11 protein-coding genes are annotated in these 16,264 nt (G+C 59.1%); 5 read left to right on the top strand and 6 right to left on the bottom strand.

The genetic code is table 11. From position 1 onward, the window contains the following. Positions 1–173: 173 nt before the first annotated feature. The 5 genes from SFUM_RS17340 to gmd all read right to left on the bottom strand — a co-directional run bounded on the left by SFUM_RS17340 (position 174) and on the right by gmd (position 6,927). Entirely contained in the window at positions 174–1,202 is a 1,029-nt protein-coding gene (locus SFUM_RS17340) for an SDR family oxidoreductase (protein WP_011700156.1), read from the bottom strand. A gap of 133 nt (positions 1,203–1,335) precedes the next feature. Continuing rightward, the gene (locus SFUM_RS17345; RefSeq protein ID WP_041440861.1) at positions 1,336–1,911 is read right to left on the bottom strand and encodes a VanZ family protein; all 576 of its coding nucleotides are present in this window, start codon (positions 1,909–1,911) and stop codon (positions 1,336–1,338) included. A gap of 353 nt (positions 1,912–2,264) precedes the next feature. Next, complete coding sequence (locus SFUM_RS17350) at positions 2,265–4,193, bottom strand: polysaccharide biosynthesis protein (protein ID WP_011700158.1); 1,929 nt, start codon at positions 4,191–4,193, stop codon at positions 2,265–2,267. 447 nt (positions 4,194–4,640) lie between these two features. Further along, complete coding sequence (locus SFUM_RS17355) at positions 4,641–5,741, bottom strand: GDP-L-fucose synthase family protein (protein WP_011700159.1); 1,101 nt, start codon at positions 5,739–5,741, stop codon at positions 4,641–4,643. Positions 5,742–5,760: 19 nt separating this feature from the next. Continuing rightward, positions 5,761–6,927 carry a GDP-mannose 4,6-dehydratase gene (gene gmd / locus SFUM_RS17360; RefSeq protein WP_011700160.1) on the bottom strand — a complete coding sequence of 389 codons (1,167 nt, stop codon included), beginning with the start codon at positions 6,925–6,927 and terminating at the stop codon, positions 5,761–5,763. 423 nt (positions 6,928–7,350) lie between these two features. On the opposite strand from gmd, the gene SFUM_RS17365 reads away from it, so the two are divergent. Then, the gene (locus SFUM_RS17365; RefSeq protein WP_011700161.1) at positions 7,351–7,767 is read left to right on the top strand and encodes a hypothetical protein; all 417 of its coding nucleotides are present in this window, start codon (positions 7,351–7,353) and stop codon (positions 7,765–7,767) included. A 1,245-nt stretch (positions 7,768–9,012) separates the two neighbouring features. Continuing rightward, the gene (locus tag SFUM_RS17375; RefSeq protein WP_011700162.1) at positions 9,013–10,251 is read left to right on the top strand and encodes an L-lactate MFS transporter; all 1,239 of its coding nucleotides are present in this window, start codon (positions 9,013–9,015) and stop codon (positions 10,249–10,251) included. A 237-nt stretch (positions 10,252–10,488) separates the two neighbouring features. Here the strand turns inward: SFUM_RS17375 and SFUM_RS23180 are convergent, their stop codons facing one another. Further along, positions 10,489–10,638 carry a hypothetical protein gene (locus SFUM_RS23180; RefSeq protein WP_153307220.1) on the bottom strand — a complete coding sequence of 50 codons (150 nt, stop codon included), beginning with the start codon at positions 10,636–10,638 and terminating at the stop codon, positions 10,489–10,491. Between the two features lie 682 nt (positions 10,639–11,320). Between SFUM_RS23180 and aspS the strand changes: the two genes are divergently transcribed. From aspS to gatB, 3 genes are all read left to right on the top strand, one after another. After that, positions 11,321–13,438, top strand: coding sequence for an aspartate--tRNA ligase (gene aspS / locus SFUM_RS17385; RefSeq protein ID WP_011700163.1), 2,118 nt, complete (start codon positions 11,321–11,323; stop codon positions 13,436–13,438). 109 nt (positions 13,439–13,547) lie between these two features. Further along, positions 13,548–14,765: an amidase family protein gene (locus tag SFUM_RS17390; RefSeq protein WP_011700164.1), complete on the top strand. Its 1,218-nt coding sequence runs from the start codon at positions 13,548–13,550 to the stop codon at positions 14,763–14,765. Then, positions 14,762–16,195: an Asp-tRNA(Asn)/Glu-tRNA(Gln) amidotransferase subunit GatB gene (gene gatB, locus SFUM_RS17395; RefSeq protein WP_011700165.1), complete on the top strand. Its 1,434-nt coding sequence runs from the start codon at positions 14,762–14,764 to the stop codon at positions 16,193–16,195. The genes SFUM_RS17390 and gatB overlap by 4 nt, the downstream gene beginning before the upstream one ends. Positions 16,196–16,264: the final 69 nt, after the last annotated feature.

A 16,264-nucleotide genomic window follows, 5' to 3' on the forward strand; every position in this document is an offset into this window, starting at 1 on the left:
TCAGGGTTCGCAGGGATGATCGGTGCTCATGCTTCGCTGTGACCCGCCGGCCGATGGTGGTTTGCGGAAATGAGGGAACCGTTGCGGTTCGGAACGAGTAAATGTCGAAGCCCTTGCGGGGCTCGGCGCCAAGTATCCACGAATCCCGCGCACGCAACAACACAAAAAATCGGTCACGGGAGATTTCTCGTGTACCATTCCAGCGCCGCGTCCAGGCCGGCCGCAACGTCGTGAGTGGGCTCGTAGCCCAGCAGCTCGCGAGCCCTGCCGATGTCGGCAACGGAGTGCATGATGTCGCCCGGGCGAAAATCCCGGTGGACCGGGCGATAGTCCTCGAGACGAGCATTGTGCGGAGACAGTCTGTCAAGAAGCATCTGAAAAAGCTCATTCAGGCTTGTACTCTCGCCGAAGGCGACGTTGTAGACTTGGTTTACGGCTTGGGCGTTGCCTGTGGTCGCGGCAAGCAGGTTGGCCTGGACGGCGTTTTCCACGTAACAAAAATCGCGGCTCGTTTCGCCTGTTCCGTTGATGAAGCAGGCCTCCCCGCGGATCATTGCCGAAATCCATGCCGGAATGACGGCTCCATAGGCTCCGCCGGCAGCCTGCCGCGGACCGAATACGTTGAAATAGCGCAGCCCGACGGCTTCAAGCCCGCAGGTCGCGGCAAAAGCCGCGGCATAGAGCTCGCCGGTCCGCTTGGTGACGGAATAAGGGGACAACGGCCTGCCGATGACCTCCTCTTTCTCGGGCAGCTCAGGGCTGTCTCCATACACCGAACTGCTGGATGCGTAGACAAACCGCCCGACCCCCAGGTCGCGTGCCGCCGTCAGCATGTTGACCGTACCGCAGACGTTGACCTCGTTGCACAAAGCGGGTTCGTCGATCGAGGCGGGCACCGAGCAGAATCCCGCCTGGTGCAGGACGTAATCCACTCCGCGGCAGGCTTCCAGGCAGGCCTTCGGGTCACGGACATCCCCTTCCGCAAAGGTGAATCGTTCCCATTTCCCTGGGCCGACCGACGATTTCACTTCAGCGAGGTTCCGAGGAGACCCCGAAAAAAAATTGTCCAGCCCGACCACTCGCTGGTCAAGCTGGAGGAGGCGTTCCAACAGGTTGGAACCGATGAACCCGGCCACACCCGTGACAAGCCATGTCCGGGGCGACTGTCGAAGGCTTTCCGTGGCGGCTTCCATGGCGCTCAACGCGTCATCAACCTTATTTTCGAGGGGGTTGCAGCCGTCAAGGCCGGATGGAGCGGAGCCTTCTTCGCCTCCAGGACGGCATGGAAGCGATTCCGCGGAACGGACGTCCTCCGGCTTGCCCAGGTACAGGGAATCATGCGGGGCTCTTTTCGCCTGCGCCGGGTTTCATCAGAGGCAGCCGCCTGAACGCCAGGTAAACGGCGCACCCCGCGGCGATCCCGAAGAAATCGATCGCGATGTCGGCAAAGGTCGGCGTGCGTCCCGGGACGAAGGACTGGTGGATTTCGTCACAGACAGCCCAGAATCCTCCCGTGCAAAAGACAAAGAGGCACAGCCCGCCCGCGCTCCTGTACCGGAAGACGCGATCGAAAGCGAAGCCCAGCAGAAAGGCCAAGGTGAGGTACTCGATGGGATGAAAAATGTTCGTATCGAACAGGGGCAGAGCGTCCGGATAAGCATCGTCGGACATCAGGAAGATGAAGAGCGCATAAAGGCAGGGCGGAATCCACCATCTGAAATCGTTTGGGCGGTTATCCCGGTCGCGGCGCAGGAAAACCAGGGCGCTGACACACCCCAGAAACAGGATGAGCAACTGGAATCCGAGGTCCCTGAAGTCCATTTGAAACGCCGCGGCGACAACCACCGCACCGCAGAATTGAGCCGCAAAAATCGCGGCGACAACCCCCCACGGGGTGATTCGAGCAATCATGAGCTCCCGCCGTATTCCACTGCACGGTGCCTGCAAGGCGCCCCCATCGGCACATGATGTTCGCTTTGCCTGAGCACAATGACTCAGATGCTCACAAAGCTCCGCAAACTCGATTACACGCGTGCCGCTGAATCAAGAATCATCCGGGCAATGCGATTGTGGTTAGATATCGCGAACAGGCAGTCAAGTCAAGCGAGTTGCCCCCTCGGAAGACAAGCGCCCGCCCTTCGCGGCCAGATCGCCCGAACCGATTCCGACTCGGCTCCGCGTCAGGCAATCCTTTCTGTTGTTGTGCATAGATATATTCGGTCGGGTGCGGCGTTGAGAACAATGGTATTCGCAAAGGAAGGAGCTTACAGGACGCACTCCGCATCCTGGGGGGTGTATTCCGGAACCAGTTGCTTGAGCTTGCGCTTGATGGCGTATGAGTCATGCTTGCGCGCAATGGCGCAAAGCTCTTCCAATTCCCGATCCAGCCACTGCCGAAAAGCATCGTGGTTTCCCGCATGATGGCCGTTGCCGTTTCCATTTCCGTTGGGGCGCAGCACCAGGATCTTTTCGTGCCTGGTGTTTACGATGCCTTCATCGAGGGTGATCAGCTCTTCGTAAAGCTTCTCGCCCTCTCGCAGGCCGGTGAACTGGATTTCAATGTCCCTGCCCGGTTGCTTCCCCGACAACCGGATCAGGTCCTGTGCCATGTCCGCGATCTTTACCGGGGTTCCCATTTCCAGGATGAAGATTTCTCCGCCTTCCCCGAGCGCTCCGGCCTGCAGGATGAGTTGAGCCGCTTCGGGAATCGTCATGAAGTACCGGGTGACCTCGGGATGAGTCACGGTGACCGGGCCTCCCTGCTCGATCTGGCGGCGGAAGAGGGGAATGACGGAACCCGAGGACCCGACCACATTGCCGAATCGCACGGCCATGTACTTTGTCCCATTGCCCTGAAAGGACTGCAGGATGAGCTCCGTGAGGCGCTTGCTGGTTCCCATCACGTTCGTCGGCCGGACCGCCTTGTCGGTGGAAACCAGGACGAAACGTTTCACCCCGTAATCCTTGGACAGCTTCATCATTACCTGGCTGCCGCGCACGTTGTTGAACACGGCTTCCCAGGGATTCCTTTCCAGCATCGGGACGTGCTTGTAAGCCGCGGCGTGGAACACCACGTCCGGGCGGTACTTCCGGAACACGCTCTCCATCAGCAGACGCTGCTGCACCTGACCCAAGATACACTGATAGTTGCGAAATTCCCTCTCATGCTGCAATTCCATCTGCATATGGAACAGGTTGGACTCGCTGGCATCGACCAGGATCAGCAACTGCGGCTTGAACTGGGCGACCTGGCGGCAGAGTTCGGAGCCGATGGACCCGCCCGCCCCCGTCACCATTACCGTGCGGTTGGTCAGGTAGCCTGAGATGGCATCGGTTTCCAGGCTGACCGGAGGACGGCGCAGCAAATCCTCGTAATTGACGTCCCGCAGAGACTTGATGCTCACGTTGCCGTTCATGATCGAACCGATGGCGGGAAGCGTCTTGTAGGAAATCCCGCATCCCTTGCAGATATCGATGAGCCGGCGCATCTGAGCTCCGGTCGCGGAAGGTACCGAGATAAATACCTGTTCGATATTGTTCTGCTCCAGGACTCTGGACAAATGGTCCGCGGGCCCGAGTACCCGCACCCCATGCACCGTGCGGCCCCGCTTGCCCGGATCGTCGTCCAGGAACCCGACCACGTGATAATGGAGCTGCGGATTGTCGAAGATCTCGCGGAGCATCTTTTCTCCCGACCCGCCGGCGCCGATGATGAGAATCTGCTTGCGCTCTTTCTCAACGTAATTCAGCCTGGGCAGGGAGAATGCCCGGATCCCCCGCGGCGTATTCCTGGCGATATAGTAGGACCGAATGCATACACGCAGACCGCCGGTCAGCAGAAACGTCAAAACGCAGTCCAGAAGAAAGACGGATCGGGGATATCCGGTGAAGTTGTCAGTGTAAGCCACCGTAGCGACAATCAGAAGCATGGAAAGAACGGACGCCTGTCCCAGACGCCAGAAATCCTCCAGTCCCGAAAACCGCCACATCCCCCTGTAGAGGCCGAACAGGCAGAAAACGCCCAGCTTCATGCCGACGACCCAAGGAACGAGAGCATTGATGAGGGGCAGGTGATTGGGAGGCAGAGTGAATTCAAAGCGGAGCAGGTAGGCTCCGTAATAGGCCACGGCGAAAAGAAATGCGTCAATGATGAGCATTGAGTAAAATTTCGGATTCCGCAATTGCTGTATCATGGTCACAACCCTTCGGGAGCTGAGGACCGTTTCCCAGTCGCCTTTCCACATGCCGGGCGGGCAAAAAGACGAACCGGGTTCAACATGCGCTTCGGTTCTGATTGCTTCGCTTCATTCGGGCTGTCGGAGCAATCCGGCAATATCCGTCACACCCGACGCATGAGCCCAGCTCCCTTTAATACGCGCAGAAGCCGGGGTCATCTGTACAAGACGTGCAAAACGGAATCCGAGACTACAGCTCGAACAGGAAAATAGATTCGCATGGAAGTTCACTCGGTGCATATTCGGATTCGGTAAAAAGGCAATACGTGACGTCCGGGAATTTCATCAAGAGCCGGTCCTCCGAGTCATGGCAGCTCACGAGCCACACGCTTCCACTCTATCCAGCCGGCCCGTACGCACTCCCGCAGCGGAGACCCGGCTCGACGCGGCTCTATCCTGTAGAAATCAGCTGCAATAAGCTTCATAAGCGGATCGGACACCCTCACTAAGACCCATCTTAGGGTACCAGCCCATATTTGTCAACCGCGATATGTCCAACAATTTCTGAGGAGTACCATCGGGTTCCGAAGCATCCCATTCGGTCTCTCCGTCATACCCCACCACGGAAGCCACCATGGCGGCCAGGTCGGCAATGGACTGGTCGTGGCCGGAACCTATGTTGAACAGATGCCTCGCGGCTCGTGAGCCTTCAGTGACTTCCCCGGGATTGGAAAACAGGGTTTCGATGCGGTTCATCAACAGAATGCACGCATCGGCCAGATCGTCGGAATGGAGAAACTCGCGTCGCGGGGTGCCCGTGCCCCAAAGTCGGATCGAATTCCTCGGGGGAGGCATGTGGGGAACGGGCGGCACCGGCTTGTTTCCGAACCTGGCGATGGACACCAGGGTGGAAAAGAAATCGACGGGAATGGCGCCGTATTTTGCCTCGTCCCGGGCGATTGCATCCCAGTCGCCCCGTGCCGCGAGTCTGCCCAGATGGTACTTGCGGATCAAAGCCGGCAGCACGTGGGAAGTCAGCAGGTCGTAATTGTCATTCGGACCGTACAGATTGGTCGGCATGACGCTGCAAAACCGCGTGCCGTACTGGCGGTTAAACGCTTCGCACAGCTCGATGCCCGCAATCTTGGCCACGGCGTACGGCTCATTGGTCGGTTCCAGAAGGCCCGTGAGCAGGTATTCCTCTTTCAAGGGCTGCCCGGCGAACTTGGGATAGATGCAGGAACTGCCCAGGAAAAGCAACCCTTTCACGTCGTTGCGCCAGGCCGCCTCGATCACATTGCTCTCGATCTTGAGGTTGATCCGGATGAAATCGGCCGGGTAGGTGTCGTTGGCGCGTATTCCCCCAACCTTTGCGGCTGCAAGAAAAACGTATTCCGGGCGTTCCCCGGCAAAGAACGCCTCCACGTCAGCCTGTCTCTCCAGGTCCAATTCCGCGTGCGTGCGCGTGATGAGATTCGCGCAGCCGGCCGCTCGCAGCCTTCTGAGGAGCGCCGAGCCCACCAGGCCGCGGTGCCCGGCGACGTATATTCTGGAAGTGGGAATCATGGCGGTATCCAAACGAATGCTAACCGAAATCCGCCTCGCAACTGGCGGCCCTGGGGAAGCCGTTGCGCTGGCAGATGGCGTCGCGTACCGCTTCCCGCAAGTCATACAGGACCATCTCTCGAACGAGATGATCGAAAGTGACCTCCGGAGTCCACCCCAGTCGCTCGCGCGCCTTGGCGGGGTTACCCAGGAGGGTCTCGACTTCCGTCGGGCGAAAATACCGCGGGTCAACATGAACGATGGTCTGGCCGGGCCGCAAAGACGCCATGCCGCAATGCGCCGACACCTGCCGGAGAAGATCGGAGTCTCGGAGCGCGGCGATTCTCCCCGTTTCCTCGACGCCCGTACCGGACCATTCGAGCACGATTCCGACCGCTTCGAAGGCTTTCCGGCAGAACTCGCGAACCGAATGCTGCTCGCCCGTGGCGATCACGTAGTCGTCCGGCTGGTCCTGTTGAAGGATCAGCCACTGCGCCTTCGTGAAGTCCCGCGCGTGTCCCCAGTCGCGCAGGGCGGAGAGATTGCCGAGATAGATTTTTTCCTGCAGCCCCAGAGCGATGCGGGCAGCCGATCGGGTGATCTTGCGGGTGACGAACGTTTCTCCACGGATGGGGGATTCATGATTGAAAAGGATGCCGTTGCATCCGAATATGCCGTAAGCCTCCCGGTAATTGACGGTGATCCAGTAACCGTAAAGCTTGGCCACCGCATAGGGCGACCTCGGATAGAACGGGGTGCGCTCCGTCTGGGGAGTCTCTTGCACCTTTCCGTAAAGCTCGGATGTGGACGCCTGATAGAAGCGGGTCCGCGCTTCCAGACCCAGAATGCGGATCGACTCGAGCAGTCTCAGCGTTCCCATGGCGTCGGCGTTGGCCGTGTACTCGGGAGTCTCGAAAGACACCTTGACGTGGCTTTGGGCCGCAAGGTTGTAGATCTCGTCGGGCTGCACCTCCTGAATGATGCGCAGCAAATTCGTGGCATCCGTGAGGTCGCCGTAGTGGAGTATGAAACGTCGGTCCTGTTCGTGAGGATCCTGGTAGAGATGGTCGATGCGCTGAGTGTTGAAAAGGGAGGCCCGACGCTTGATTCCATGAACGCGGTAACCCTTCCTGATCAGAAAAGCCGCCAGGTATGCCCCGTCCTGGCCCGTAATCCCCGTTATTAGTGCAACCTTGTGTGAGCTCATCGATACCGTATTCCTCGAATGGATTCGTCCTTAACTATCGGCAAAATGATCTCAGCCCAACAGGGCCTGGATCAGACGGTCGAAGCACCCTCGCGAACCCGGTCGGTGAAAGGGCGCGAGACCAAAGGGATAGTCAAGAATTCTTGCCACCGGTACATAGCGAGTATGCACCGATATGTCAAGGCATTTGACCGGGCGCCAGTCTCCCGGACGGGAAACCCGGCATGCCTTCGCGCTCACGGTTGAAGAGGGACTGTCGCGGGTTCGAGAACATCGAACTTGATTTCGCTTGCGGATGACCGTATGCTTTTTGCTCACAAGCACACATTCGTCCCGCGGTTTTGCGGCGGTGCGATTCCGCTTTCCCCGCGCGTCGTCGGCGCGGGATGGCGCGGATGCGGCGCGTTGTGGAGAGTTGGGCAAATGCTTGAAGATCCTGTGGAACAGCTGGCGGAATGGAAACGGGAGCTCGAAGGGGCATGGCGCGCAATACCGAAGCCCTTTCGCAACGATCATTCAGTGCGACGGACGCTGCAATGCCACCTGTTCGCAAGGATTTGCAGTGCGGAGGTCCGAGTGGTGGCGGACTACCTGCCTCCCAGGGTGCAGGATCGCGCCGTCGATCTCATCGTCGTCCGCGAGGATCTGGAAATCGCGTGGGCGATATGTTTCGACACATTGGTTGCCCTGGCCGCCGTCAAGAGCCTCGGGAGCTTCGCCGCCCGGAACAAGGTCATTTTCACCACGGGCATGATCGAGAAAAAGGTGCAGGAGAGCCGCTTCTTTCTGAACGCCGAGATTCAACACGTTCACTTGCGGCCGTTTGACCATTTTGCCTAGGGTTGTGAGGCGTCCTTCCGGAATGCCGTCCGTTGGAACGGACACCGTGAGTATTGGGTTAACATGGCAAATTATTTCGCATAATTGCCATCAGGCCTTGTGCATGATTACAAGCGCCTGGAAACAATATGAATTTGCCTTGACAATGGTTTGTCCCTATGCAATAAGCAGGGATGAAAGCCCATAGATAGAAGGTATAGGTGTGGGGCGACCTCGTCGCCATTAACTATTTGAATTCGATATATATTAGGGAGGCGCCGAAGAATCGTTCCTGAATTCGTTCGAGTGATCCATGATTCCGGATGGAGACTCTTTGTGCGATCACGTATCGCGGATGGACCGAATCATCACGTATCCGGGGTCGAGCTGATTATCCTGCTGCCATACTGACAACTCCGATCTGCACTTCTGAAGTTATTTCCACGCTGTTCATATGCCGGATCGATTACGGCACTCGTGTTGTGGCGTTTCGTTGTATGCTCCGGGTGGAGCCGTTTGTTTGTCATTACCGTAACCATCGTCAACCTGTTTTGCTTTTGTTTTCCGATCAGTCGGGAAGGTCGCGAATCAGGCTCATTCGGGTTCTCAATCTGACGGGAAAGCCCGGGCCTGGCTTGCCGCGCGGCGGGATGCACAGAGGTGGCATTTCGTGGAAAGGGCGACGGCGGTCTTTCGCTCGATGTCGAGCGATGTTAAGCCGGGCCCGATCCTGCGGCAGGCCCGTCGAACCGGGGCGGGATCGGTCGGGTCGACCCTGCCGGTTCCCACCGGGCTGGCTGCTCCCACGAAGGCGGAGAGGCCATGCGTTCACCGGATGACTGCCGGTTCCACAGCAGGAGGTGAGTTCAAGAAAATCACCTGGACCGAGTCGGATGGCCGAGACCGGGGTCCGACGACAAGGGCTCGAGGGTATTGCACATTCCAGATGTGGTTCGGAGCAGCGTCGACGGCCGCACTCCGTCGGCGGCTCCCGCTTCCCCTTCTCGGGGCGGGCTCGTTTCGCATTCGTGTTCTGACATCGTCCGGAACCCTTGATATTCGCATTCATCATTCCAGGTAATCCGAAGAGCCCGAATTCCAGGTGTGCGACAGTTGCTGCGACCATCCGGCGACGGAGAAAGGAGGTGGTGGAGGTTTCACACGGTTTTCCCGTTAATCCTCGATGAACTCTGGGGCTTTTTGTGACACGTATTAGCATTCCGATCATTTTCGATACATGAACAATCATAAATGAAAGGATTTGGCATGGCAGACCAGCAAACGACGATGCCGAGATGGGTCCCCCTGCTTTTGGGCTTACTGGGTAGCACCACATGCGGTATGCTTCTTTACGCATGGAGTGTTTTTATCAAGCCGTTGAACGCGGAATTCGGGTGGTCCCGCGCAGAGATCGCCATGGCGTTCGCGATCTGTTGTCTGATTTTCGGGTTGATGACGTTTCCCGCAGGGCGATTGAGCGACAAGATGGGTCCCCGCAAGGTTGTTATGACGGGCGGTGTCCTGCTGGCGATCGGATTCATCCTGTCGGGATTCATCCAGTCAAAGTATCAGCTCTACATTACGTACGGTGTCATTGCCGGTTTCGGCGGCGGGATGATCTACTTGCCGCCCATCGCGACGGCGCCCAAGTGGTGGCCGGACAGACGGGCGCTCGCTACGGGTTTCGCGGTGGTAGGTCTGGGTCTCGGATCGTTTCTCATGGGCCCCCTGGCGACCTACATCATTGAGAAACCCGGCATGGGATGGCGCTACGTGTTCTGGTACTGCGGCGTTGCCATGGGGATCATGGCGCTGATTGCCGGTGCTTTTCTCGAGCCGCCGCCCGCGGGCTGGAAGCCGGCCGGTTACACTCCTCCCGCGCCTCCTGCGGGCGCGGCAGCACCCAAGGTGACCCGCGACTGGACGTACGAAGAGGCCAAGGGGGATACCAAGTTCTGGCTGCTCTACCTGGCCTACTTCTGCGGTTCGTTTGCAGGCTTGATGGTCATCGGACATCTCGCCGGTTTTGGAAGAGACGCCGGTCTTACGGCCATGGCCGCCGCCGGTGCGGTCAGCTCCCTTGCCTTCAGCAATGCGGCGACGCGTATTCTTTCCGGCTGGTTTGTTGACAAGATCGGTATTCGAGTCTACTTTGCCGCACTGTTTGCCTTGCAGACAGCGGCGATGATCGCGATTTTTCAGCTCGGCGGCAGTGTCGTCGGCTTGTCGATCGTTGCCATCGTCATCGGCTGGAACTATGGCGCCATGTTTACATTGTTCCCGGCCACGTGCCTCCAGTTCTACGGGCCGACGGCGCAGGGCAGCAACTACGGCCTCCTGTTTACGGCGTGTGGTCTCGCCGGGTTTGCCGGTCCCTGGGTCGGCGGCTGGCTGAAGGATACGACGGGGACGTACTACCTTCCCTTCCTTTGCGCAGCAGCTCTGTGCGCCCTCGGAACGGCGATCGTTTTCATGACGAAGCCGCCGGAGAAGAAACACGCATAGTCAGCACACTCCGGGTCAAGTTTCCGGGAGTCTGAATGTAAGCTGCTCCGGGTTTCCCGGGGCAGCTCATCGTTTCGCAAAAAAAACCGCCCCACTGCATCAGGGGCGGTTCTTTTTTGCCTTACCCTAAGATGGATCGGAGCCGAATTCCACGGGAACATGATTTACCGGTCGATTCTCCGATCCCGCGCACATGTCCGTAACGTGAACGTCAGCACTCGAGCCTGCGGGCATGGGTTACGGACCGACACCGTAGACCAGATCAATGAATCTGGGTTCCCAGTTTCCGTTATTGCACCGATAACAGCTCTTATCGTCACAGATTTCCTGACCGCTCGCAAATCTGCGATCCTGCATCACGCAAAGCCCACCATCCTTGTATTCCATTTTTTCCTCCTTCGCCCGCCTCATCCGCTGACTGTTCATTCGAGGCAGGCCCTCTTCGAGTGCCAATTTCCTCTTGGCACGACTTTATAATAATCATTATTTATTAGTAGCGCAACTTTATAAAGATGGGGAGCATTCCATCGGGAACCCTTCCGGAATCCTCATACCGAGGTGCGTTCAAGACGGCACAACACATGCCCGTCGGGGGAGGTTGACCCGGGCGGGGATAAACCCCGGGGACCGTGCGGATCCGTAGCGTGGGCACGGTTCCTCCGTGCCCACGCTCAAGCCGGGCCTCGTGCGCCCGCACTGGTCATGATCGCTGCGAAAGCGCGCGGCCACTAGCCTCTTTAATGAGGGCGTTCCACGCGTCGGCTCCAGATCATTCATGGTGCCAAGCACTGGGGCAAGGGCATTGGGACCGTGGGCTGCGCTGTCGCGCATCCCACCCTACTGAAGAACACAGTTGCTGCGGACCGATGTGCCCGCCGGACGTAGCTTCGTGTTTTTCGGTTTGACTTAGAATTGCGCCTGTGTTTTCAGTGTGACTCATAACCGTTGAAGGGGCCATGTCTTCGGTGGAGGATATGGGGATCGCCTTGGGAGGCGTTGTCCGGCGAGACGCCGTGGCGGGAAGTATGCGGAGACCGCGATCGGGAATCCGGGGGAGGACAAGCGGAAAATGGCAGAAAACGACCGCTCATTTTGTGGGAATCTGAGTCTTTCGGACGTTGGCAGCGAGGTCTGTCTCTCCGGTTGGGTCGATGCCTTGAGGGATCATGGGGAGGTGCTCTTCATTCACTTGCGTGACCGTACGGGTTTCATACAGGCGGTGTTCAGCCCGGAGCACACCCCTCGCCGGGTTTACGAATTGGCGTCATCGCTGAGGAGCGAGTTTTGTGTTTCGCTGCAAGGCCGGGTTCAAAGGCGCACCGAGGAGACGGAGAACCCTCATATCGAGACCGGGAAAATAGAGGTGATGGTGCGGGAGCTCTCCATCCTTGCCGCTTCGGTCGTCCTGCCTTTTCCCATTTCCGAAAAGGCGATGACGGCCGGAGGCGGATCGGGACGCGCCGATGCGGTTTCCGAGGATCTCAGGCTGCAATACCGCTATCTCGACTTGCGTCGTCCGAGCATGCAGGATCACCTCGCCAAACGTTATCGCATCATCAAACGCGCCCGTGATTTTCTGGACACGCGAGGCTTTTTGGAAATCGAGACGCCGATCCTCACCAAGAGCACTCCGGAAGGGGCTCGGGATTACCTGGTGCCGAGCCGCGTGCATCCGAAGGAGTTCTACGCCCTTCCGCAATCGCCTCAGCTCTTCAAACAGCTGCTCATGATGGCGGGGTTCGAGCGCTACTTCCAGGTAGTCCGGTGCTTTCGCGACGAGGACCTGCGTCCGAACCGGCAGCCGGAATTCACTCAGCTGGATATGGAGGCGTCTTTCATCGACGAGGAATTCATCTTCGAGCTGACCGAGGAGCTCGTGGCACGGATGTTCGAGGTGGGGGGAATCGAGCTGCCGCGTCCTTTTCCCCGGATGCCTTACGGCGAAGCCATGGAAACATATGGTTCGGACCGGCCCGATACCCGTTTCGACCTGAAATTCATCGAGGCGACCGATATTTTCGAAAACACCCGTTACGGAATTTTCAAGCAGATTCTCCAGCGTGGGGGGCGAATCAAGGGCATCAACGTCAGCGGGCAGTCGGAGAAGCTCAGCAAGAACGTGCTCCAGAACGAATACGCCAAGGAAATCGTGCCTTCGTTCGGGGCAAAGGGCATGACCTGGATGCGGGTGTCGGCAGGGGGGCTGGATTCGAACATCGTCCAGTTTTTCAGCGAGGAGGAAAAAGGCGCAGTGCTGAGGCGCTTCCATGCACGCGACGGCGACGTCATCCTGATGATTGCCGATGCCTCCCACGACCTGGTGTTGTCGGCTCTGGGGCAATTGCGTCTGCACCTGGCGGACAGGCTGGGGTTGATCCCTCCCGGAGTCTTTCATCCCCTGTGGGTTACGGATTTTCCCCTTTTCGAAGCCACCGAGGACGGCGTCACTTCGAGCCACCACCCCTTTACGGCTCCGGATCGGGAGAGTTTTGATCCCCTCGATCTCCAGGGGCTCCTCGATCTTCGTTCCCGCGCTTACGACCTGGTGGTGAACGGAGAGGAGCTCGGGGGCGGCAGCATGCGCATCAATAAAAAGGATATTCAGCTTCGGATTTTCCGGGCACTCGGGCTTTCCGAACAGGAAATCGAAGACAAGTTCGGCTTTTTCGTCCGCGCGCTGGACTATGGAGCGCCGCCCCACGGAGGGATTGCCCTGGGACTGGACAGGGTGGTCTCCATGATCCTGCGCACGCCGTCCATTCGCGAGGTCACGGCATTCCCCAAGAACCGCAGCGCATACTGTCCCCTCACCCGAGCGCCTTCGCAGGTGGCGCAGGAACAGCTCAGGGAGCTTGGCCTGACGGACATGGGGGAAGCGAGGCAGGTTCGGCTCCTGCAGGAGCGCAAGGAACTTATCGATTCCCTGTCGTGGGTATCCCGGATCGGGTTCGACGAGGCCGAACGTGCGGCCATCACCACCGCGCTTGCCGATGCCGTGCGCATGGTCGAAACCCTGGAGGGAATCGACTGCGATTTCGAGCCTCTCTTCTCGCCCGTCTCCGCAGTGTACCGCATGGGCGAAAAAATGGGGGCCCGGGAGTGCTCCCTGGCTGCAACCGGCGAGATTTTAAAGAACGCTCCGTCGGTGAAGGGGAATTACTACAAGGTGGCGAGCATCCTGGAATAGGACTGTGATCGGGCCTGGCGTGGACCGGGACGGATCGCGTTCCCCTGACGCCGCTCAGGGAAGCGCAGGCATGAAGCAAAAGCGGCGGGGGACAATCGGAGAGAGTCCAATGCATTCGGAAATCTTCTGTCATATCGATACACGGCCGGGTTCGAATATCGCGCGAGGAGCGCTCGTCGGGAAGCGGGCGGCGGTTCAGGCCTGCATATCGGTCCAGGGGTGGCCCACGGAAGCGGGCAGCGCGGCGCTGCGGGGATTTGTGGCGGTCGAGGACGCCACCGTGGTTGAACGCCTGAGGGACGCCGGTGCAAGCCTTGTCGGCAATACCCGTTCGTGCGAGCTGGGCTTCGGCCTTCTCGGGGACGGAGCCGGGAAAGCCGTGGCCGGCGGACACGTCGACGTTGCCCTGATGACGGACACCATGGGTGAAGCACGGGCCGCGGCCGCTTCAGCCGGTGTCTTCGGTTTCAAACCGAGCTACGGGCAGGTGTCCCGTTTCGGCCTTGTGGGCCTGGTTCCCTCCATGGATTGCTGCAGTATCCTGGCGAAAAGGCTCGGGGACATCGAGGATGTTTTCACCGCGATCCGGGGCGGTGACGACCGGGATCCGTCCTTGCCCGATCCCGCCCCGCCTTCATTGAGTCCGTCCGCGGGGCCCGGCCGTCGGCCGCTGAGCGCCGGCGTGGTTGCTCAATGCTTGCACGGCCTTTCTTCCATCGAACGCGCCGCCTTCGAGGCCGCACTCTCGAACCTCGAACGCGTGGGCATCGCCGTTCGGGAGATACCGTTCGATAAGTACGAGTTCTTCCCGGTCGTCCATAATGTGATCGGTTCGGTCGAAGCATCGTCGAGCTGCGGCAAATTCGACGGGGTGCGCTACGGGCACAGGGCCGCGGGTTCCAGGAACTGGAACGAGATGTATCTGCGGTCAAGGGCCGAATCCTTCGGCTTGCCTTTGAAGGCGTACCTGTTCCAGGGCGCCTGCTTCCAGTTCGAGCAATACGCCGTTTTCGAAAAGGCTTGCAGGATTCGCTCGGAGCTTGTCGGGCAGAGCCGCAGGCTGCACGGGGAGGTGGACGTGGTTGTCTCTCCCGCCCGGCGGGCCGCGTCGGATTTTGGGAGGGCCAATACCGTCGGGCAACTCTATGAGGCATTCTCGCTCACGCTTCCCGCGAATGTGACCGGCCAACCCGTGCTCACACTCCCGGGGCTTGTGACGTGTGAAGGCGGGGATCTCGGCCTTCAGCTCATGGGCGCGCCCTTTGGCGATGAGCTCCTTCTCGGGATTGCGGGCAGGATACTTCAAGAATTGGAAGGAACAGGATGAGTATGGATCACGAGGCGGTAATAGGGCTCGAAATACACGTCCAGCTGAATTGCGAAACGAAAATGTTCTGCCGGTGTCCGAGCAGGCCGGGGGATGAACCGAATCGAAACACCTGCCCGATATGTCTCTGGCTGCCGGGCAATCTCCCCAGGTTCAACCGGGAGGCACTCGAGCAGGCGATTCTCGCCTCCCTTGCGCTGGACTGTGAAATTCAAAAGGAAAGCGCATTCGATCAGAAAGTCTATTATTATCCGGACTTGCCCAAGGGTTACCAACTTTCCCAGTTCCACATGCCTCTGGCGATGAACGGTCATTTGAACGTCACCGATGCGAACGGAGCAAGGAAGACCATCCGGATTCGGAAAGTACACATGGAAGAGGACGTCGCACGGCTCGTCCATGAGAATGAAGGAAGGACGCCCGTGAGCCTGGTGGACTTCAACCGCGCGGGGATGCCCCTGGTGGAGATCGTGACGGAGCCCGATCTGCGCAATTCCGGGGACGCGATGGAGTTTCTGCGCTGCCTCATCCGGCAGATCCGGTACTCGGGCAGTTCGGAGTGCAGCATGGAACAGGGGACGATGCGCGTGGACGCCAATGTCTCCATCCGGCCCGCGGGCAGCGATCAATTCAACACGAAGGTGGAAATCAAGAACATGAATTCCATCCGGAGCGTGGGGGATGCCATCGCGTATGAAATAGAGCGGCAGAAGGAATGTCTCGTGGACGGAGAGCCCATCGTGCTTCACACCCGCCTCTGGGATCCGGAAAAACGCGTGACGTCTCCCATGCGGGGGAAATTTGAAGGCCCTTGCGTGCCGGATCCCTCGGTGCCGCGGATCGTGATCGAAAGTGAATACCTCGATGAGGTGCGCACACGCCTGCCGGAAATGCCCGAGCAGAAGGCGCAACGTTTTGTGAAGCACTATGGGCTTACTTACGAGGATGCCGCGACCATGTGTTCCGAGCGGTCCGTGTCCGAATACTTCGAAGCGGTGGCGGACTGCGGCGTGTCGTCGCGGCTCGCGGCCCAGTGGATTGCCGGCCAGGTGCTGCCCCTGCTCAAGGAGTGCGATGAAACGGTTTCCACGAGCCGCCTGACGCCGGATCGCCTCGCGGGTCTGCTCAAGATGCTGGAACGCGATGAAATCAACAGCAGCGCGGCGAAGGAGATTCTCGGAAAGCTCCGGGGAAGCGACGCTCCACTAAAGGTAATTGTTGAATCGGGGGGGTTCAGGCAGGTTTCGGAGGCCGACCAACTGGAAGCGGTCGTGGATCGGGTCCTGGAAGAAAACCCTTCCGCCGTGGAGAATTTCAGAAAAGGGGCATCGAAAGCCCTGGGATTCCTCATGGGCCAGGCGATGCAGGCAACCCGGGGCAAGGCGAACCCCCGCCTGTTGAAGGAAATCATGACGCGCAAGCTCGGCTGAGCCGGCCCGATCGGCGTTCCCATCACGGTTTATCATTCACGCTGCGCGGTCGATGGCCGGGGGATTGCC

This window comes from Syntrophobacter fumaroxidans MPOB, from assembly GCF_000014965.1.
Classification (GTDB): domain Bacteria; phylum Desulfobacterota; class Syntrophobacteria; order Syntrophobacterales; family Syntrophobacteraceae; genus Syntrophobacter; species Syntrophobacter fumaroxidans.